Here is a 19222-nt window from a genome sequence, read left to right on the forward strand (position 1 = left end):
GCGCAGGCCGGGCGGGCCGGAATAGGCCCGCCCCAACACTCTCATCATCACAAAAAATGTGGGGACAGATAGATGTCTGGTGCGAAATCCGGCCCGGCTGGGCTGGTCGACCATATCGAAGAAACCCTGATCGCGGTGCTACTTGGCCTGATGACGGCCGTGACCTTTGCCAACGTGATCGCGCGGTTCTTCTTCAACTCGAATATCCTGTGGGCGCTTGAGCTGACGGTCTTCCTGTTTGGATGGCTGGTGCTTTTGGGGGCGTCTTACGCCGTCAAGAAACACGCCCATCTGGGTGTGGATGCGATCCTGAACATGCTGGCCCCTGCGCCGCGTCGAATTCTGGCGCTGATCTCGGTTGCCTGTTGCCTGGCGTTTTCGCTGCTGTTGCTGAAGGGGTCCTATGATTATTGGGCTGTCTTCGCTGATCTGCCGCCAACCTCTGGGCGCTGGTTTCCCACGGGTCTGAATTTTGACGCGCGCAGTCAGAGCTTTTACGAAGTTGACGATATCCCGATGATCGCGCCTTTCCGCTTTCTCGAGGACTTGATCAACTACGGCGAATATTACGAAAAGCTGCCCAAAGTTGTTCCTTACTTCATCCTACCGCTGTCGATGTTGCTGCTGGTGATCCGCTTTGCGCAGGTCGCTGTGCAGATCTGGCGTGGTGAAGCGGATCGTCTGGTCGCCAGTCACGAGGTTGAGGACGAGATCGAAGAGGTTCGTGCGCAGCAAGGAGAGCATGACTAATGGACGTTGTACTTCTATTTTCCATGGTCATCGGCCTGCTGCTGATCGGGGTTCCGATTGCGGTGGCACTTGGCCTCAGCTCGACCCTATTCCTGCTGATCTATTCAGACAGCTCACTAGCTTCGGTTGCAGGCACGCTGTTTGAGGCGTTCGAGGGGCACTTTACCCTTCTGGCGATCCCGTTCTTTATCCTCGCCTCGTCCTTCATGACGACCGGAGGGGTGGCACGGCGGATCATCCGGTTCTCGATTGCCTGTGTGGGGCACCTTCCGGGCGGTCTGGCGATTGCGGGCGTGTTTGCCTGTATGCTCTTCGCGGCGCTTTCGGGGTCTTCTCCTGCAACAGTTGTGGCCATCGGCTCAATCGTCATCGCAGGGATGCGTCAGGTTGGCTATTCCAAGGAGTTCGCCGCCGGTGTGATCTGTAACGCCGGTACGCTGGGTATCCTGATCCCGCCGTCGATTGTGATGGTTGTTTACGCGGCCGCCGTTGAGGTCTCGGTCGGGCGTATGTTCCTTGCGGGGGTCATCCCTGGCCTGATGGCGGGTGTGATGCTTATGATCACCATTTACGTCATGGCCAAGGTCAAGAACCTGCCCAAGGGCGATTGGAAGGGTTGGGGTGAGATCTTTGTCTCCGCCCGCGAGGCCGGTTGGGGCCTGTTCCTGATCGTGATCATCCTCGGCGGTATCTATGGGGGCATCTTTACCCCGACCGAGGCTGCTGCGGTGGCTGCTGTCTATGCTTTCTTCATCGCAAGCTTTGTCTACAAGGATATGGGGCCGCTTAGCACCGAGGAAGGCACGCAGAACCTGTCGTTGCTTAAAAAGCCCTATGCGTTGCTCACGGCTTTCTTCCACCCCGATACCAAGCACACGCTGTTCGAGGCCGGCAAGCTGACCGTCACGCTTTTGTTCGTGATCGCCAACGCGTTGATCCTTAAGCACGTGCTGACGGATGAGCAGGTCCCGCAACATATCGCCAGCGCCATGCTGTCGGCCGGGCTGGGTCCGGTGACCTTCCTGATCGTGGTAAACGTGATCCTGCTGATCGGTGGTCAGTTCATGGAGCCTTCGGGCCTGCTGGTGATCGTGGCGCCTCTGGTGTTCCCAATTGCGATCGAGTTGGGCATCGATCCGATCCATCTGGGCATCATCATGGTGGTCAACATGGAGATCGGGATGATCACACCTCCGGTCGGGCTGAACCTGTTCGTGACCTCGGGCGTTGCCGGTATGCCGATGATGGGCGTCGTGAAGGCCGCGCTGCCGTTCCTGGCTGTGCTGTTCGTCTTCCTGATCATGGTGACGTATATCCCGTGGATATCGACCTTCCTGCCCAACACCTTCATGGGGCCGGAAATCATAACCAATTAGCGCGGCCTAGCGCTGGGAAACCGGGCGGTGTTGCCGCCCGGTTTTTTTCATGCCTTGAAGATCGTCTATGAATGCTTACCTAAGGTGCCGAGGACGACCTCCCCAATTCGGGTAGATCATGCGGGACGACCCGCTTGAACAAGGGGTTACCTCATGGCATGGATCATGCTTGTTTTTGCCGGAGTTCTTGAGATTGTTTGGGCGGGTGCGATGAAGCAGTCCGACGGCTTCACGCGGCTATGGCCGACGGCGATCATGGGGATTTCCATGATTGGCTCGTTTGGCTTGTTGTCCCTGGCGATGCGGGATCTGCCGCTGAGCACAGCCTACACGATCTGGGTCGGTATTGGTGCGGTCGGTGCGTTTCTGGTGGGCGTGACGGTTATGGGCGAGGCTCTGACGCCCCTGCGCCTTTTGGCTGCCGCGCTGATCATCGCCGGGATCGTGACAATGAAACTGGCCTGAAAAAGGCCGGTTTCAAACACTTTCAAGAGCGTCGATAATACCCGAAAAATCGGCAGCTTTCAGGCTGGCCCCACCGACCAACGCGCCATCCACATTGGACACACCAAAAATCTCGGCCGCATTGGACGGTTTGACCGAACCACCATAGAGCAGACGCACCGAGCGCCCGACGCCCTCGCCAAAGCGACGCTCAAGCCGGGCGCGGATGAAGTCATGGACCTCGCCGATCTCGTCGAGTGTCGGAACCTTGCCGGTGCCGATGGCCCAGATCGGTTCATAGGCGACAATCAGGTTCTCACCGGTGGAGCGGTCCGGGATTGAGCCCGACATCTGACCTCCGATGATGTCCAGTGTATTGGCGGCCTCGCGCTGCTCAAGGCTTTCGCCGACGCAGATGATCGCCTGAAGGCCAGCCTCCATCACGGCGTTGGCCTTGGCGCGTACATCTTCGTTCTGCTCGCCATGGTCCTCGCGTCGTTCGGAATGGCCCAGAATCACGGCCGTGGCCCCGGCGTCTTTCAGCATCTCGGCGCTGGTGTCGCCGGTATGCGCACCCGAAGGTGCGGCGTGGCAATCCTGTCCACCGACGGCAACGCCCGTGCCTTGGGTGCGTTCCGCGGCCCGGTGCAACAGCGTGGCGGGGGGACAGATCAGCACATCAACGCTGGGCGAGGGGTGTTTCGCGGCAAGCGCGTCCAACTCGCTCAGCGCCGCGCTGGTTCCGTTCATTTTCCAGTTTCCAGCCGCCAGTTTGCGCCGCATCTCCGCGTCCCCCTTGTTGATACCTTGTGGTTTTGTCCTGCGATACCACCCTTGGTCGGGCCTTACAATTCCGGTTGCAGTTCCGGTGTTGGAAAGGCAGGGTCCGCGCAGCGATTCCGAGGGTCCCATGATCGACAAACTCAACCTTGAAAAACTGGACAATCAGGACATTGATGAGCTTGCCAGATTGCTGCGGGCCGTCGGGCAGGTGGGGTTTTTGACCGTCGGCAATACCGGGCTGAGCGCCGAGCGGGTTCAGCAGATGATCGAAGCCTACCGCGCCTTTTTCCATTTGCCCGAGCAGGAGAAAAAGTCGGTCGATATGGCGTCAACCGGTTCGAACCGAGGTTGGGGCGCGCCGAAATCCGAACAGGTCGATCCAAACGCGAATCCCGATTTCAAGGAAGTGTTCGATTGCGGTTTTGAGCTGCCGCCGGAAAACCCGTATCGCGCAGAAAATCTCAGCGTCTATGCCCCCAACCTTTGGCCCACAAAGCCTGAAGGGTTCCGCGAGGCTGTTCAGTCCTATTACACCGACGCCTGCGACGTTGCGATGCGCGTTCTGCGCGCAATTGCGGTGGCTCTGGGGCGCGGCTCGGACAGTTTTGACGACGCGTTTGACACGCCCATGGCGTTGCTGCGTGGGAACTACTATCCGCAGCGTCCTGATTGGGCCGGAGAGAAGGATTTCGGCATCGGCGCGCATACCGACTATGGCTGCGTGACCCTTTTGGCGACCGACGGCACTGCGGGGCTTGAGGTGCGGATGCCCGATGGTAGCTGGGAAAAGGTCGAAGCCGAGCCGGGCGTGTTCATCATCAACTTTGGTGAGATGTTGGAGTTCTGGACCGCCGGTCGCGTCAAGGCGACCGAGCATCGAGTGGTTGGCGGCACGAATGAGAGGATCTCGGTCCCGCTGTTCTTCAACCCGTCCTACCACACGAACGTGGCCCCTCCGACGTCAGATCAGGTGATCACCGCCGGAGAGCACCTGACACGGCGCTATAATGAGACCTACATTCACTTGAACGCTGGTTAGGATTGCTGGGCAAGGGTTTCGTCGAACTTGATGGATTCGCCGCAGCCGCAGGCGTCGACAACGTTCGGGTTCTTGAACTTGAACCCGGATTCCAGCAGCGAAACCTCGTAGTCGATTTCGGTGCCGAACAGAAACATCTGCGCCATTGGGGCAATCATCACGCGCGCACCGTCTTGTTCCACAACTTCGTCATGAGGATCGGCCTCATCGACGTAGTCCATGGTATATTCCATGCCCGCGCAGCCGCCTTTCTTGACACCGATGCGCAGACCGGCATGGCCGCCGGACTTCATCAGGCGGGTGATCTGCTCTGCCGCTTTGGGCGTCATGGTCACGGCTTGTTTGCCGGGGATGCCGAACATCTGAGTCTCCGTCGTCGCGCGATAGATGTAATTTAGGGTCGTCTTTCAGCAGGCTCAAGTCAGAGCGCCCTTATAAAATGAAATTTGATACTGAATGCGCGTGCGCGTCCGTGTTGCTTTCGCATTGAGGATTGGCTTAGCCTGTTTTTGGGTGATCATAGTCACGCGGTTGGGATCAGAGATCATTTTGGGGAGATTTAAGTGAAATGAATGGGTTAGAGCGCAAAGTGAAAGTATCTCTTGGGGTTTTCTTTGTTGGGGGAACCCTTTTGTTTGTGTCAGGTCCGTCCTTTGCCGACGAAAGTCAGACACGACACCCAGTGAATTGCGCAACAGCCGAAGGCGATCTGCGCGCGATTGCGGCTGAGAAGAAACATGCTGAGGACAAGCAATTGGAAAGCGTTGCCGCTATCACTCCTGCAGGCGCTTTGCTGGGTTTGGTGACGGGGACCGAGAACAAGCGATTGAAGATGCTGTCCGGCGACTACATCAAGCAGCTCGATGCGCGATCCGCTGAAATCCAAGCCAAGTGCGGGGTCAGCTAAGGGCTAAAGAAAGACCGCCCTCGGGCAAGGGCGGTCCAATTTCGGGGCCGGTACCATGGGGGGCGGTGTCTTCCAGTCAGGCCCATGTGCAAGTGCGTTTGGGAGTGCAAACACGTGCGCCGCATGTGTCCCGCAGTACTGTGACAGTCGCTCTACACTTTGGTAACAGACGGGTTAACCTTTTGTGACAAAGGCTTAGTTGGGTGCTGATGCTACATAAAGCCCAGTTCAAGCCGCGCTTCGTCTGACATCATTTCCATGCCCCAGGGCGGTTCCCAGGTCAGTTCGACGTCGACTTCCTTCACGCCAGCAACGGGTTCGATGGCTTCCATGATCCAGCCGGGCATATCTCCGGCAACGGGGCAGCCCGGTGCGGTCAGGGTCATGATCACCTTGACGGCGTTGTCGTCCTTGATGTCGATCGTATAGATCAGGCCCAGGTCGTAGATATTGACCGGAATTTCCGGGTCAAAGACCGTCCGGCACGCTTCGACCACCTGATCATACAGGGGGTGTTCAATGCTCGATGGCGCAATCAAGGGTGCGCCTTCTAACTGTTCACTCGGGTGAGTCATCTTTGCCTCGGGTCAGTTGCCTGAGTGTTTATATAGGGAACAGGTCTGGCAGCGTCCAGTCGTGCAATGACTCTTGGGCGCTGCCTATCCTTGCAGCGTTTTGGGTTAACCCGTGACACGAATACCCTGCCACGCTTTCAGCGTTCTCGGGACATTCGTGTCGCTTTGTGTTTCAGGTAAACCCGAAACGCTTTAGTCGTTGATATCACGTTCAAACGTTTTCACCTGCCCATGCGGGTGCGCGAAGGTTTTACGTAGGGCCAGCCATGCGACCAGCGACAGAACCGCGAAGATCAGCATCAGAACCGGCAGAGAGGGCGCAAGACCCGGGATCAGCAGCAGCAGGCCAGTACCTGCTGCCCCGATGGCGAATCCGAGAAAGATGAACCCGGGCAGGACGATCTCGAGAATGCCGAGCGCTAGAGCGCCCGCCATCCAGATCCACCACGTCATCCAAAACGGGTCTGCCATCATTTAACCCCTTTGAGCATCTTGAACGCATCGCCAAACGCCTCGAGCGCATTGGCCGGCACTACAATCGTCTGCTTACCTGTACCATTACCCAGAGCATTCAGCGATTCCACCTGTTTCAGGGCGACCTGGTACTGAGCGGCCTCGATGCCGTTGTCCTGAATAGCCTTGGCAACAACGCCGGTTGCGTAGGCTTCGGCTTCGGCCTGAATGCGGCGGGCCTTTGCGGTTTGTTCGGCCGCGTAGAGTTCAGCGTCCGCCTGCAGCTCGACCGCGCGTTTCTGACCTTCTGCCTCAGTGACCTGCGCGCGACGCGCGCGCTCGGCGTTCAACTGCTGCAGCATCGCATCACGGGTAGCCTGATCGAGGTTCACGTCCAGAATCTCGGCCCGGGTCACTTCGATACCCCAGTCATCGACGGCGGTTTCGACACTTGTCTGTATCTGTGAGATCAGTTGGGCGCGGTTCGACTGTACTTCATCCAGATCCATCTTGCCGATTTCAGCCCGGACGATCCCTGCGACCGTGGTCGCAATCGCGCCGTCTACGTCACGGATACGGTAGACGGTCTTTTCCGGCTCGAGAATGCGGTAGAAGACCGAGGTGTCGATCTGCACCAGCACGTTGTCCTTGGTGATCGCGTCCTGCGTTGCGTTGGGCAGCTGACGCTCAAGAATGGATATCTTGTGACGTGCAACATCCAGAAACGGAACGATAAAGTTGATCCCCGGCCCAAGGACCGAGTGCAGGCGTCCGAACCGTTCCACCACGTATTTCTCAGATTGGGGAACGATTTTGATACCTTTGAAAATGACGACCACCACCAGAATGGCGGCCAAAAGGTAAATGATATTCGACGAAAGCAATCCGATGATCTGCTCTTCTGTCATAACTGTCCTCTTTTATTGTGTACTATAGTATACATTTGGGGATTGAGTCGCCCGATTTCAACTCTGGTATGGCGGGAACCTGGGTGGTTGCAAATCCAGAATACCCGAAGTTTACGGCTGAACCTAAAGACAGTGACCGCTTTGCATCTGTGAATGCTTGCGCTATCGGGTGAGGATGAAACTGATAATCGACACAGACCCCGGCATCGACGATGCAATGGCGATCGCCTACGCTGCGGCCGCACCCGAGATTGACCTGATCGGGCTGACCACCGTTTTCGGAAACACCCATGTCCATCAATCCAGCCGCAATGCGCGCTATCTGGTTGATAAACTTGGACTAGCTGTCCCTGTGGCGCAGGGTGCCCCCTTTGCTCATGGCGAGGACGACCATAGCCCATCCGAGCATGTGCATGGGCCGGAAGGCTTTGGTGATCTGACTGAAATCCCTGAGATCGGGCAAAACCACGACCTGAGCGCGGCCGCGTTTCTGGTCGAAATGGCACGCCAACATCCGGGTGAGCTTGTCGTGTGCGCGGTCGGTCCATTGACCAATATTGCGGACGCAATGGCTTTGGATCCCGAATTCGCCTCCAACCTCAAACGTCTGGCGATCATGGGCGGCGCAGTCTATTGCCCCGGCAACATCACGGAACATGCCGAAGCGAATATCTACCACGATGCCCTAGCCGCCGACGCGGTGTTCTCGGCACCGCCTGAGACTGTTCTGGTCGGTTTGGATGTGACACTGAAAACGCTCTACAAGAGCGCTGATTTCGAGGATTTGGCCCTGAGATCGCCCGATATGGGGGCATTTCTGCGCGATATCTCTCGGTTCTACCTGAAATTCTATAAAGAGATCGGAGGGTTGGAGGGCTGCGGCCTGCACGACTCGACCGCCGTCATCGCCTGTACCCATGATCATATGTTCGATTCCGTTCAGACCGGATTGAAGGTGGCAACCGAAGGCAAGGCAATCGGAGCCACAGTTCCGGATGAGACGCGCCCCCCGGTTTGGGTTTGCCGGGACGTTGACGGGGCAGGGGTTGTTGATTTGTTTACGGCCCGCGTGGCCTCTCTGCCCTGACGGGTTGCAAAGACCCGGCGGATCGGGCAAATCCTGCCCGGTTCCGCGATCCGAGATGATGATATGACCCAGAAGTTTTCCTTTGACCTCAAAGCAACCGACGGCAAAGCCCGCACCGGGGTGATCAACACGCCACGCGGCGAGGTTCGCACACCTGCCTTCATGCCGGTTGGCACCGCAGCGACGGTTAAGGCGATGATGCCGGAAAGCGTACGTGCGACCGGGGCCGATATCCTGCTGGGCAACACTTACCACCTGATGCTGCGCCCCACGGCAGAGCGGATCGACCGTTTGGGCGGGTTGCACAAGTTCATGAATTGGGATCGTCCTATCCTGACCGACTCAGGCGGGTTTCAGGTCATGTCTCTGGCAGGGTTGCGCAAGCTGACCGAAAAGGGCGTGACCTTCAAATCCCATATTGACGGTTCCAAGCATGAGTTGACGCCGGAACGGTCGATGGAAATTCAGCGCCTGCTGGGGTCGGACATCGTGATGTGTTTCGATGAATGCCCCTCACTGCCTGCGGACCGGAAGCGTATCGCCGAGTCGATGCAGCTGTCGATGCGTTGGGCGCAGCGGTCGCGCGATGCGTTCGGGGATCGTCCGGGTCACGCGCTGTTCGGGATTATGCAAGGTGGGCTGGAGCAAGACCTGCGCAAAGAAAGCGCCGAGGCGTTGAAAGCGATCGGTTTTGAGGGCTACGCTATCGGCGGTCTGGCCGTGGGTGAGGGGCAGGAGGCGATGTTTGACTGCCTCGATTTTGCCCCCGATTTCCTGCCTGCCGACAAGCCGCGCTACCTGATGGGCGTGGGGAAACCGGATGATATCGTAGGCGCTGTGGCGCGCGGTGTGGACATGATGGATTGCGTTTTGCCGTCCCGGTCCGGACGCACCGGCCAGGTGTTCACGCGACACGGTGTGGTGAACATCAAGAATGCGCGCCACGCCGATGATCCACGCCCGCTGGACGAAGAGTGCACATGCCCGGCCTGCTCGAACTACTCGCGCGCCTATCTGCACCATGTCTTCCGCTCGAATGAGATGATCTCGGGCATGCTGTTGACCTGGCATAACCTGCACTACTTCCAGGAAATCATGCAGGGTATGCGTGACGCTATTGCGGCAGGAACGTTTGAGGCCTGGCAGGCCAATTTCCATGCGCAGCGCACGCAGGGCGATATTGAGCCGATTTAGCAGGCACCGGCACAATTTCGGTGGATATCTTCCTAGCGCGCCTTGCGGTCCGCAGAACCTTTGGTCATGCTGCGAATTGAGACACGGTGGTGAGGTTGAAATAGGGCGGTAACAGCCCCACCTTAAACCATCCAAGACAGGAGACGGCCAGCGGTTGCCTCAAGTAGGGACCAGAGCCGTCTTGCCAATGATAAGGATAGAGCATGCAAGAGCCTCTGAATTCCTCATACCCCGTCCTGCCGCTGCGCGATATTGTGGTGTTCCCACACATGATCGTGCCGCTCTTCGTGGGCCGAGACAAATCGGTCCGCGCGCTGGAAGAGGTGATGCAGGATGATAAGCAAATTCTGTTGTCCAGCCAGATCGACCCGAGTGTCGATGATCCGGATGTGGATGGTATCTATCAGGCCGGCGTTCTGGCCAATGTGCTGCAACTGCTGAAATTGCCCGATGGCACCGTCAAGGTGCTGGTCGAAGGGCAGGCGCGCGTGCAGATCACGGAATTCCTTGAAAACGATCAGTTTTTCGAAGCCCGTGCCGAGTATCTGACCGAAATCCCTGGAGATGTCACGACGACAGAAGCGCTTCTGCGCACCGTCGCGGACGAGTTTGAGCGCTATGCCAAGGTTCGCAAGAACATTCCCGAAGAAGCCTTGGCTGCTGTGGGTGAGACCACCGAGCCTGCCAAGCTGGCCGACCTCGTGTCGGGTCATCTGGGCATTGAAGTCGAGCAGAAGCAGGAACTGCTTGAGACGCTCTCAGTCAGTGAGCGGCTTGAGAAGGTCTATGGCTTGATGCAGGGCGAAATGTCGGTTCTGCAGGTCGAGAAAAAGATCAAGACCCGCGTCAAATCCCAGATGGAGAAGACCCAGCGCGAGTATTATCTGAATGAGCAGATGAAGGCCATTCAGAAAGAGCTTGGCGATGGCGAGGACGGCTCGAACGAAGTCGCCGAACTTGAAGAGAAGATCAACGAGACCAAGCTGTCGAAAGAGGCGCGCGAAAAGGCCGAAGGCGAGCTGAAGAAACTGCGCAACATGAGCCCGATGTCGGCTGAGGCCACCGTAGTGCGCAACTATCTGGACTGGATCTTGTCGCTGCCGTGGGGCACTAAATCCCGCGTCAAAAAGGATCTGGGCCGCGCGCAGGACATTCTGGATGCCGATCATTATGGGCTTGAGAAGGTCAAAGAGCGGATCGTCGAGTATCTTGCTGTTCAGCAGCGTTCGAAAAAGCTGAAAGGCCCGATCCTGTGCCTTGTTGGCCCTCCGGGCGTGGGTAAAACCTCGCTGGGTAAGTCCGTCGCGAAAGCCACGGGGCGCGAGTTCATTCGCATTTCGCTGGGTGGTGTGCGTGACGAATCCGAGATTCGTGGTCACCGTCGGACTTACATTGGCTCGATGCCCGGTAAGATCATTCAGGCGCTGAAAAAGGCGAAAACCACGAACCCGCTGATCTTGTTGGATGAAATCGACAAGATGGGGCAGGATTTCCGTGGTGACCCGGCCTCGGCGATGCTTGAGGTGTTGGACCCGGAACAGAACAGCACGTTCATGGATCACTACCTTGAGGTCGAATATGACCTCTCGAACGTGATGTTCCTGACCACGTCGAACAGCTACAATATGCCTGGGCCTTTGCTGGACCGGATGGAGATCATCCCGCTGGCCGGTTATACCGAAGAGGAAAAATCCGAGATCGCCAAACAACACCTGATCAGCAAGCAGGTCAAAAACCATGGCCTCAAAGCCAAGGAATTTGAACTGACTGATGAGGCGCTGCAGTCGATCATCCGCACCTATACCCGCGAGGCGGGCGTGCGGAACCTCGAACGTGAAATCGCCAAGGTGGCGCGGAAGTCGCTGACCAAGATCATCAAGAAAGAGGCCGACTCGGTTACGGTCACGCCTGAAAATCTGGATGATTTCCTAGGTGTGCCCAAGTTCCGCTATGGTCTGGCCGAGCAGGATGATCAGGTTGGTGTGGTGACCGGTCTGGCGTGGACTTCGGTCGGTGGAGACCTGCTACATATCGAGGCGCTGAAACTGCCCGGCAAGGGGCGGATGAAGACCACGGGTAAGCTGGGCGATGTGATGAAGGAATCCATCGACGCAGCCTCGTCCTATGTGCGCTCGATTTCGCCTCAGATCGGGGTGAAGCCGCCTCAGTTCGACAAGATCGATATCCACGTGCACGTGCCGGATGGGGCAACGCCCAAGGATGGGCCATCGGCTGGTTTGGCGATGGTGACCTCGATTGTGTCCGTGCTGACCGGCATTCCGGTACGCAAGGACATCGCCATGACGGGTGAGGTCTCTCTGCGCGGGAATGCGATGCCGATTGGTGGTTTGAAGGAAAAACTGCTGGCTGCTCTGCGCGGTGGCATCAAGACGGTTCTGATCCCGGAAGAGAATGAAAAGGATCTGGCCGATATTCCGGATAACGTGAAAGAAGGGTTGGAGATCATCCCGGTCAAACACGTATCGGAAGTCCTCAAACAAGCTCTGGTGGAAGAGCCTGAACCCATCGAATGGGACGAGGCCGCGGAAGAGGCCGCGGCTGCAGCAGCAAAAGCGGCTGAAAGCTCTGGGCCGTCTGCAACGGCGCACTAAGACACAAAGAAAAAGGCGGGGCAGGTCCCCGCCTTTTTTGTCTATAGCCCGATAACGGGTTGTTTCGGGTCCAAAATTTCCTCTTCTTCGATGTATTTCTGAAACTTTTCGTCTGCCAAGGACGACCGGACAGCTATCATGAATATCCCCGTCGAGAACAGAATGCAGACCAGAATATCCCAGCCGAACGGGATGAATTTTAGAGCACCCTCTCCGAACTGGCCAAATATTGAGATTACACCGATGCCGACGAAATAAGGCATCAGCCAACGCGCTTCGGCCACGTCCATTTCATCCAGGCGATTGTGAAAGCGGATCAGCAACAAGATCATTCCGATGATCAACGCGACGCCCAAGCGCCAGACGGTGTCCCATCCGCTCCAATAAACGATCAGTGTCGCGATGGCGAAGGCCAGTGCGCCCACGAAGCGCACTGCGGGAATTCGGATCGAGCGTGGGTGATCTGGCATCAGCTTTCTGAGGCACACGACAGCGATCGGTCCTACAGCGAAGGACAAAACAATGGCTGCCCCGTTCAATGCAATGACCGTGGTAAAAGGGACTGTAAGCAGGAACAAAACTCCGATCCCGAAATTCAGTACAAGCGCCCAAAGGGGTACTCCGAACGAGGACAACCGCATTATGCGTTGAGGCAGAAATCCGTTCTTGGAGAGGGCCATGGCGATCCGAGCATTTGATCCTGTTGCAACAAGCCCGTTGCCGAATGGCCCTATGACTGAGCCGACATTCAATACGCTTAGGAACCAGACAATACCGACGGACATAATCACGGCATCCAGCGGTCCTTCTCCGCCGAAGCTGAGACTGGTCCAGCCTTGCGCAAGCGAGGTTGGATCAAGGGCGCCGATGAATGCGATCTGTAGGGAAAGATAGATGGCCGCGCACATCACGATTGAAAGGACCAGCGCGGCTGGGATGGCGAATTTCGGGTTGCGGACCTCACCCGCCATATCGACGATGTGGCGAAATCCGATGAAGGAAAAGATCACGCCCCCAGTCGACACCGCAGCCATGATGCCTTGCAGTCCGTATGGGGCGAACCCGTCGGGTTGGCTGAAGTTCTGAGCCTCAAACCTGTTTGCAATCAAGAGTACTGAGAGAATGACGGGAATCGCTATCTTCGCCCAGGTAAGGGTGGCGTTGACACGTGTGAAGAATTTGACGCCTAGGGCATTGACGGCAACGAATATCAGCATGAAGGACAGAGCAACCAGCACACCTGCGCTCGTCAGATCTCCGCTCTCGGCAGTGTGCAGCCACGGCGCATAGGGGGCTAGGTATTTCAACATTGCCTCAACCTCGATGGGCGCAGTGGTGTTGTAGCCGATCCATGCCGTCCAACCCATTGCCATCGCGACGATGTTGCCATGAGAGAATTGGGGAACCCGAGCGATACCGCCCGGGATAGGCAACATGGCCGAGATTTCGGCGAAGGTGATGGCCAGAATAAACATGGCCACCGCGCCAATGATCCAGGACAGAGCCGCAGCTGGTCCTGCATGTTGCACAGCCAAGAGCGGCCCGAACAGCCATCCAGAGCCTATAATGCCGCCAACGGAGATGAAGGTCAGACCCAGTAGGCCAATGTCACGCTTCAATTTGGCCATCTGCGTCAACCCTTTGCACTGCGTATGTCAATGATACGCTGGCGGATTCTGGCCTGACAAGCGTAGTCTGGAGGTGTGAAAAATTGGAGGTGGTGGGTGATAAGAGATTTGAACTCCTGACATCTTCGATGTGAACGAAGCGCTCTACCACTGAGCTAATCACCCATTGCTCGGCGTCTTATCGCAGCTCTTTCCCGGCTGCAAGACTTATAGGGGCGGGACCCCGGCCAGTATGCAAGCCGGAGTCTGATGTTCTTTAGAGGCCGGGCAGTTTGTCCAGAACGCCACGGCGTCCGAAGGTTGTTCCGCGCTCGTTGCCCAGATTGATACGGACACCTGCGCCAAGGAAGGGTTCGGTGCTGCTGCCGCTGCCGATGGACAGGTGGGCTGCGCCAAATTCGCCGTAAACCTGTGCATTGGTGCCAACATTATAGGTCGCGCCAATCGAAAATGCGCTGACGTCCAAAGCGCCTTCGATATCGTTCAGGTAGTCGTATTTACCGATCACAGTCCATTTCTCGGTGACGGCCCCTCCAGCCGAAAAGCCCAGGATCACGCCATCTGCGTCAGAGAATTCCTTCAGATCTTGAAAGCCCAGATACCCTTCGATCTGTGCGGGGCCTGCGCCAAAACCGGCCTCAACGCCGTAGAATTGGAACGTCTCGTCTTCGATATGGTCCTGCCCGTAGAAAGCACCGAATGAGGCGTTTTGTGTATGCAGATTGGCGTGCAAGGTGACACTTGTGCCGTCAAAGTCCTCATCCTCGAACCGGTAAGCGCCGGCATCCAGCTGCAGGCTGAACGCACGGGAAAACGCCAGCTCGCCCGCGCCGTTGAGGTTGTAGACATCGCCAAGATCGCTGTCTGTGAAGGTAGAATAACCCAGATCCACATATCCGCCGGTCACCTCGACGGCATATGCTGCGCCGGACAGTAAAAGGCTGGTCAATGCACTGGTAGCAATGATTTTTTTCATGTTGCTGCTCCGATTTGTGATTTTGTTGGCGCGGGTCAAAATGAGACTAACGCGCATGAATGTCTGGTTAGTTTTTATCGTTAAGGAGGAGTAGGGGGTCGGCGCGATTTCAATATGCTGTTGCAGGTGGGGCACAAATGCTCGGTCACACGGGCTGAGCCCCGAAGGATGGCCGAGGAGCGGCTGCAAACAAAAATCAGGCTTCTGGCAAAAAACTTCAAAACGCCGCTTGACGATGCCCGAGCGTAGCCATAATACACCCCAACGTTCAGCAACGAACGGGCAGCGGGCGGTTGTAGCTCAGTTGGTTAGAGTACCGGCCTGTCACGCCGGGGGTCGCGGGTTCGAGCCCCGTCAACCGCGCCATCGCTGCCAGACTTGGTCCAGTTTAAAGGCCACGAAAATAGATGCGCGGTTGTAGCTCAGTTGGTTAGAGTACCGGCCTGTCACGCCGGGGGTCGCGGGTTCGAGCCCCGTCAACCGCGCCATTTTCCCTCGAATGTTCCGAAAAACATAGATTCTTGGCGCGAGGTCGGCGTTGTTTCAGGCTGATGTCAGTTTGTGTCGGCAATAATCTGTTCGTTCACAGTTTGTTCTAACTTTTCTGTTGGAGACTCAGCGCCGCTCGCCTATCTCTGAGGGACGTGTTTGTTGGGGGCCAGAATGGCTGAGCTGAAGAATATCGAGGTACGCGGCGCGCGCGAGCATAACCTCAAGAGCATTGACGTGGATATCCCGCGGGACCAGCTGGTGGTGATCACCGGGCTGTCTGGCTCAGGTAAATCCTCGCTGGCCTTTGACACGATCTATGCCGAGGGGCAGCGCCGCTATGTCGAAAGCCTCTCGGCCTATGCGCGGCAATTCCTCGATATGATGGAAAAGCCGGATGTGGATCACATCAGCGGGCTGTCTCCTGCAATTTCGATTGAACAAAAGACCACGTCAAAGAACCCTCGCTCGACCGTTGGAACGGTGACCGAAATCTATGACTACCTGCGATTGCTATTTGCCCGCGCGGGCACGCCCTATAGCCCCGCGACTGGTCAGCCGATCGAAGCACAGCAAGTACAGGACATGGTCGACCGGATCATGACGATGGAGGAGGGGACACGCGGTTACCTGCTGGCCCCCATCGTGCGCGACCGGAAGGGCGAATACAAAAAAGAGTTCCTGGAACTGCGAAAGCAGGGCTTCCAGCGCGTCAAGGTGGATGGTGAGTTCTACGAACTTGATGAACCGCCGACATTGGACAAGAAATTCCGCCACGATATCGACGTGGTTGTGGATCGCCTCGTCGTGCGCGAAGGGATGGAGACGCGACTGGCAGACAGCCTGCGCACCGCTCTGGATTTGGCTGATGGGATCGCGATTTTGGAAACCGCGCCGCGCGAAGGGGATCCCGAACGGATTACTTTCAGCGAGAACTTTGCCTGCCCGGTCAGCGGCTTTACGATTCCCGAAATCGAACCGCGCCTCTTTTCGTTCAACGCCCCGTTCGGGGCCTGCCCGGATTGTGATGGGCTGGGGGTTGAGCTGTTCTTTGACGAACGCCTTGTCGTGCCGGATCAGACATTGAAACTGTATGACGGGGCCTTGGCGCCGTGGCGAAAGGGGAAGTCTCCGTATTTCCTGCAAACCATCGAAGCCATCGCGCGCCACTATGAGTTCGACAAGAACACACCGTGGAAAGACCTGCCCAAGAAGGTGCAACAGGTGTTTCTGCGCGGCTCTGGGGATGAGGAAATCCAGTTCCGCTATGATGAGGGCGGGCGTGTCTATCAGGTGACACGCAATTTTGAGGGCGTCATTCCGAATATGGAGCGCCGCTACCGCGAGACCGACAGCGCCTGGATTCGGGAAGAGTTTGAGCGCTACCAGAACAACCGTCCGTGCGGCACCTGCGAAGGCTACCGCCTGCGCGCCGAAGCCTTGGCCGTGAAGATCGCAGGTCTGCATGTGGGGCAGGTGGTCGAGATGTCGATCCGTGAGGCTCTGGCCTGGGTCGAAGACGCGCCGAACCATCTGAGCGTTCAGAAGAATGAGATCGCGCGGGCGATTCTGAAAGAGATTCGTGAACGCCTTGGGTTCCTGAATAACGTGGGTTTGGAATACCTTACGCTGTCGCGTTCAAGTGGTACTTTGTCCGGTGGTGAAAGCCAACGTATCCGGCTTGCAAGCCAGATCGGATCGGGCCTGACTGGCGTTCTGTATGTTCTGGACGAGCCGTCAATCGGCCTGCACCAACGGGACAATGATCGCCTGCTGGGCACGCTGAAAAACCTACGAGATCAGGGCAATACGGTTATCGTCGTTGAGCACGATGAGGAAGCGATCCGTGAGGCCGACTACGTGTTCGACATCGGCCCTGGCGCGGGTGTCCACGGTGGGCAGGTCGTCAGCAAGGGAACACCCGCCGAAATTACAGCCGATGCGGCATCGGTCACCGGGCAATATCTGGCTGGTACGCGAGAGATTGCGGTGCCCGCGGAGCGGCGCAAGGGCAACAAGAAAAAGCTGACCGTGGTGAAGGCGACGGGCAATAACCTTAAGAACGTGACGGCCGAGTTCCCTCTGGGCAAATTCGTCTGTGTCACTGGCGTATCGGGTGGGGGCAAGTCGACGTTGACAATTGAGACGCTGTTCAAAACGGCCTCAATGCGCTTGAACGGCGCGCGCCAGACGCCTGCGCCCTGCGAAACGATCAAAGGGTTAGAGCATCTGGACAAGGTCATCGATATCGACCAACGCCCTATCGGGCGGACTCCGCGTTCGAATCCAGCGACTTACACCGGGGCGTTCACGCCGATCCGCGACTGGTTCGCCGGATTGCCCGAGGCCAAAGCGCGCGGCTACAAGCCCGGGCGGTTCAGTTTCAACGTTAAGGGCGGTCGATGTGAGGCGTGTCAGGGCGACGGTGTCATCAAGATCGAGATGCACTTTCTGCCGGATGTCTACGTCACTTGTGAGACCTGCAAGGGCGCGCGGTACAATCGCGAGACGCTGGAGATCAAATTCAAAGGAAAGTCTATCGCCGACGTGCTGGACATGACGGTCGAAGACGCGCAGGAGTTCTTTAAGGCCGTTCCGTCGATCCGCGACAAGATGGATGCTCTGGCGCGGGTTGGGCTGGGCTACATCAAAGTGGGCCAACAGGCGACAACGCTGTCCGGAGGGGAAGCACAGCGGGTGAAACTGTCGAAAGAGCTATCGAAACGTTCAACAGGGCGGACGCTGTATATTCTGGACGAGCCGACCACGGGTCTGCATTTCGAAGACGTACGTAAGCTGTTGGAAGTGCTGCATGAACTGGTCGATCAGGGGAACACGGTTGTCGTGATCGAACACAATCTGGACGTTGTGAAAACCGCGGACCACATCATTGATATCGGCCCGGAAGGTGGCGATGGCGGTGGTGAGATCGTGGCGACTGGGACACCGGAAGAGGTGGCCGAGGTCGAGCGGAGCCACACCGGGCGTTACCTCAAGCCGATGCTTTCAGGCACACGTGTCGCGGCTGAATAGGCTGCGACACGGTTTTATGCGAGGCTCTGCCTCGCGCTCCGGGATATTTTTAGCCAGATGAATGAAGGATCTTTGTTCTTTATTCTCGTGTGCCTTATTCTCGGCTGCGTTTTTCAAATCTGGGCAGCATGGCTGAGAAGTCCTGGCCCAAACCACCTTCGGCCTCGACGAATTGCTGGTAGAGCGCGGTTGCGGCTTGGCCCATCGGGGTGTCGGCATCGACGCTTTCGGCAGCTTGCTGGCTGAGGCGCAGGTCTTTCAACATCAATTCGGCGGCGAAGCCCGGTTGATAGCCATTATCCGCAGGGCTGGTAGGGCCGACTCCGGGGGCGGGGCAGTAGGCGTTCATGGTCCAACTATAGCCGGAGGACGTGCTGACCACGTCGAACATCTTTTGCCGGTCCAGACCCAGTTTGTCGGCCAACGCGAAAGCCTCGCAGGTTGCGATCATGGTGACGCCGAGGATCATGTTGTTGCAGATTTTTGCTGCCTGTCCAGCGCCGGCCTCACCGCAATGCACGGCTTTTTGCCCCATGATGTCGAAGAGCGGGGCGGCTTTGGCAAAGGCGTCGGATGATCCGCCAGCCATGAAGGTCAGGGTACCGGCCGAGGCCCCTCCGATTCCGCCGGAAACTGGCGCGTCCACGGACAGAAGATGCGCAGCGATGGCTTGCTCTGCCACGGCTCGGGCGCTGTCTACGTCGACAGTCGAACAGTCTATCAACACCGCGCCCTGTTGCATGGCCGGGATGATCTGGTTGGCAACCGCGCGCAGGATGTCGCCATTCGGCAGCATGGTGATGACGGCATCTGCGCCCGAGACGGCCTCGGTTGCGGATTGCGCGTTCGTCACGCCATCAACGCTAACGCCCGCCGTGTCGAAACCTGTCACCTGATGCCCGGCCTTCGCGAGGTTGGCCGCCATCGGCGCGCCCATATTGCCCAAGCCGATAAAACCGATTTGCATC

At 57.5% G+C, this 19222-nt stretch carries 17 protein-coding genes and 3 tRNA genes; 11 read left to right on the forward strand and 9 right to left on the reverse strand.

Annotated features, from left to right (window positions below; genetic code table 11):
- Positions 1-72: 72 nt before the first annotated feature.
- From J7394_RS20455 to J7394_RS20465, 3 genes are all read left to right on the forward strand, one after another.
- Positions 73-750, forward strand: a complete 678-nt coding sequence (locus J7394_RS20455; protein WP_170373581.1) for a TRAP transporter small permease — start codon at positions 73-75, stop codon at positions 748-750.
- Positions 750-2126 (forward strand): TRAP transporter large permease, encoded by a 1377-nt coding sequence (locus J7394_RS20460; RefSeq protein ID WP_209255839.1) that lies wholly within the window; start codon positions 750-752, stop codon positions 2124-2126. The genes J7394_RS20455 and J7394_RS20460 overlap by 1 nt, the downstream gene beginning before the upstream one ends.
- A 153-nt stretch (positions 2127-2279) precedes the next feature.
- On the forward strand, positions 2280-2591 hold the full coding sequence (locus tag J7394_RS20465; RefSeq protein WP_209255840.1) for a multidrug efflux SMR transporter: 312 nt from the start codon (positions 2280-2282) through the stop codon (positions 2589-2591).
- 12 nt (positions 2592-2603) lie between these two features.
- Here J7394_RS20465 and tpiA read toward each other — a convergent pair whose 3' ends face one another.
- Complete coding sequence (gene tpiA, locus J7394_RS20470) at positions 2604-3353, reverse strand: triose-phosphate isomerase (protein WP_209255841.1); 750 nt, start codon at positions 3351-3353, stop codon at positions 2604-2606.
- Between the two features lie 127 nt (positions 3354-3480).
- Between tpiA and J7394_RS20475 the strand changes: the two genes are divergently transcribed.
- Entirely contained in the window at positions 3481-4392 is a 912-nt protein-coding gene (locus J7394_RS20475) for an isopenicillin N synthase family oxygenase (protein WP_170483903.1), read from the forward strand.
- On the opposite strand, the gene J7394_RS20480 is transcribed toward J7394_RS20475, so the two are convergent.
- Entirely contained in the window at positions 4389-4754 is a 366-nt protein-coding gene (locus J7394_RS20480) for an iron-sulfur cluster assembly accessory protein (protein WP_170467154.1), read from the reverse strand. The two genes, J7394_RS20475 and J7394_RS20480, sit on opposite strands and share 4 nt — an antisense overlap.
- Positions 4755-4981: 227 nt before the next feature.
- On the opposite strand from J7394_RS20480, the gene J7394_RS20485 reads away from it, so the two are divergent.
- Complete coding sequence (locus J7394_RS20485) at positions 4982-5299, forward strand: hypothetical protein (protein WP_371812111.1); 318 nt, start codon at positions 4982-4984, stop codon at positions 5297-5299.
- 212 nt (positions 5300-5511) lie between these two features.
- On the opposite strand, the gene J7394_RS20490 is transcribed toward J7394_RS20485, so the two are convergent.
- From J7394_RS20490 to J7394_RS20500, 3 genes are all read right to left on the reverse strand, one after another.
- Positions 5512-5874 (reverse strand): SUF system Fe-S cluster assembly protein, encoded by a 363-nt coding sequence (locus J7394_RS20490; protein ID WP_209255842.1) that lies wholly within the window; start codon positions 5872-5874, stop codon positions 5512-5514.
- 192 nt (positions 5875-6066) lie between these two features.
- Complete coding sequence (locus J7394_RS20495) at positions 6067-6345, reverse strand: NfeD family protein (RefSeq protein ID WP_170638804.1); 279 nt, start codon at positions 6343-6345, stop codon at positions 6067-6069.
- The gene (locus tag J7394_RS20500; RefSeq protein ID WP_209255843.1) at positions 6345-7235 is read right to left on the reverse strand and encodes an SPFH domain-containing protein; all 891 of its coding nucleotides are present in this window, start codon (positions 7233-7235) and stop codon (positions 6345-6347) included. The genes J7394_RS20495 and J7394_RS20500 overlap by 1 nt, the downstream gene beginning before the upstream one ends.
- Before the next feature lie 175 nt (positions 7236-7410).
- Between J7394_RS20500 and J7394_RS20505 the strand changes: the two genes are divergently transcribed.
- The 3 genes from J7394_RS20505 to lon all read left to right on the forward strand — a co-directional run bounded on the left by J7394_RS20505 (position 7411) and on the right by lon (position 12128).
- A complete protein-coding gene (locus J7394_RS20505) occupies positions 7411-8322 on the forward strand; it encodes a nucleoside hydrolase (RefSeq protein WP_209255844.1) in 912 nt (303 codons plus the stop codon).
- 63 nt (positions 8323-8385) lie between these two features.
- Positions 8386-9516, forward strand: coding sequence for a tRNA guanosine(34) transglycosylase Tgt (gene tgt, locus J7394_RS20510; RefSeq protein ID WP_209255845.1), 1131 nt, complete (start codon positions 8386-8388; stop codon positions 9514-9516).
- A gap of 203 nt (positions 9517-9719) precedes the next feature.
- Entirely contained in the window at positions 9720-12128 is a 2409-nt protein-coding gene (gene lon, locus J7394_RS20515; RefSeq protein WP_170373590.1) for an endopeptidase La, read from the forward strand.
- Between the two features lie 41 nt (positions 12129-12169).
- On the opposite strand, the gene J7394_RS20520 is transcribed toward lon, so the two are convergent.
- The 3 genes from J7394_RS20520 to J7394_RS20530 form a co-directional block, all read right to left on the reverse strand.
- Positions 12170-13756: an APC family permease gene (locus J7394_RS20520; RefSeq protein ID WP_209255846.1), complete on the reverse strand. Its 1587-nt coding sequence runs from the start codon at positions 13754-13756 to the stop codon at positions 12170-12172.
- 90 nt (positions 13757-13846) lie between these two features.
- Positions 13847-13921 (reverse strand) — tRNA-Val (locus J7394_RS20525).
- Between the two features lie 91 nt (positions 13922-14012).
- A complete protein-coding gene (locus J7394_RS20530; protein ID WP_209255847.1) occupies positions 14013-14732 on the reverse strand; it encodes a porin in 720 nt (239 codons plus the stop codon).
- Between the two features lie 289 nt (positions 14733-15021).
- On the opposite strand from J7394_RS20530, the gene J7394_RS20535 reads away from it, so the two are divergent.
- The 3 genes from J7394_RS20535 (at position 15022) to uvrA (ending at position 18254) form a co-directional block, all read left to right on the forward strand.
- A tRNA-Asp gene (locus J7394_RS20535) sits at positions 15022-15098 on the forward strand.
- Positions 15099-15143: 45 nt separating this feature from the next.
- Positions 15144-15220, forward strand: a tRNA-Asp gene (locus J7394_RS20540).
- 175 nt (positions 15221-15395) lie between these two features.
- Positions 15396-18254, forward strand: coding sequence for an excinuclease ABC subunit UvrA (gene uvrA / locus J7394_RS20545; protein ID WP_209255848.1), 2859 nt, complete (start codon positions 15396-15398; stop codon positions 18252-18254).
- Between the two features lie 94 nt (positions 18255-18348).
- On the opposite strand, the gene mmsB is transcribed toward uvrA, so the two are convergent.
- Positions 18349-19221, reverse strand: coding sequence for a 3-hydroxyisobutyrate dehydrogenase (gene mmsB, locus J7394_RS22940; protein WP_247748333.1), 873 nt, complete (start codon positions 19219-19221; stop codon positions 18349-18351).
- Between the last annotated feature and the right edge of the window lies 1 nt (position 19222).

Origin of the sequence: Ruegeria sp. R13_0, assembly GCF_017743995.1 — a bacterium.
In the GTDB taxonomy this organism is placed as follows: Bacteria; Pseudomonadota; Alphaproteobacteria; order Rhodobacterales; family Rhodobacteraceae; genus Ruegeria.

Bases quoted from the DNA above. Each gene is read 5' to 3' on its own strand.
- J7394_RS20455 (WP_170373581.1), top strand. From the start codon at position 73: ATGTCTGGTGCGAAATCCGGCCCGGCTGGGCTGGTCGACCATATCGAA.
- tpiA (WP_209255841.1), bottom strand. From the start codon at position 3,353: ATGCGGCGCAAACTGGCGGCTGGAAACTGGAAAATGAACGGAACCAGC.
- mmsB (WP_247748333.1), bottom strand. From the start codon at position 19,221: ATGCAAATCGGTTTTATCGGCTTGGGCAATATGGGCGCGCCGATGGCG.
- J7394_RS20475 (WP_170483903.1), top strand. From the start codon at position 3,481: ATGATCGACAAACTCAACCTTGAAAAACTGGACAATCAGGACATTGAT.
- J7394_RS20490 (WP_209255842.1), bottom strand. From the start codon at position 5,874: ATGACTCACCCGAGTGAACAGTTAGAAGGCGCACCCTTGATTGCGCCA.
- J7394_RS20500 (WP_209255843.1), bottom strand. From the start codon at position 7,235: ATGACAGAAGAGCAGATCATCGGATTGCTTTCGTCGAATATCATTTAC.
- J7394_RS20530 (WP_209255847.1), bottom strand. From the start codon at position 14,732: ATGAAAAAAATCATTGCTACCAGTGCATTGACCAGCCTTTTACTGTCC.
- J7394_RS20480 (WP_170467154.1), bottom strand. From the start codon at position 4,754: ATGTTCGGCATCCCCGGCAAACAAGCCGTGACCATGACGCCCAAAGCG.
- J7394_RS20505 (WP_209255844.1), top strand. From the start codon at position 7,411: ATGAAACTGATAATCGACACAGACCCCGGCATCGACGATGCAATGGCG.
- J7394_RS20520 (WP_209255846.1), bottom strand. From the start codon at position 13,756: ATGGCCAAATTGAAGCGTGACATTGGCCTACTGGGTCTGACCTTCATC.
- tgt (WP_209255845.1), top strand. From the start codon at position 8,386: ATGACCCAGAAGTTTTCCTTTGACCTCAAAGCAACCGACGGCAAAGCC.
- J7394_RS20465 (WP_209255840.1), top strand. From the start codon at position 2,280: ATGGCATGGATCATGCTTGTTTTTGCCGGAGTTCTTGAGATTGTTTGG.
- J7394_RS20495 (WP_170638804.1), bottom strand. From the start codon at position 6,345: ATGGCAGACCCGTTTTGGATGACGTGGTGGATCTGGATGGCGGGCGCT.
- J7394_RS20460 (WP_209255839.1), top strand. From the start codon at position 750: ATGGACGTTGTACTTCTATTTTCCATGGTCATCGGCCTGCTGCTGATC.
- uvrA (WP_209255848.1), top strand. From the start codon at position 15,396: ATGGCTGAGCTGAAGAATATCGAGGTACGCGGCGCGCGCGAGCATAAC.
- lon (WP_170373590.1), top strand. From the start codon at position 9,720: ATGCAAGAGCCTCTGAATTCCTCATACCCCGTCCTGCCGCTGCGCGAT.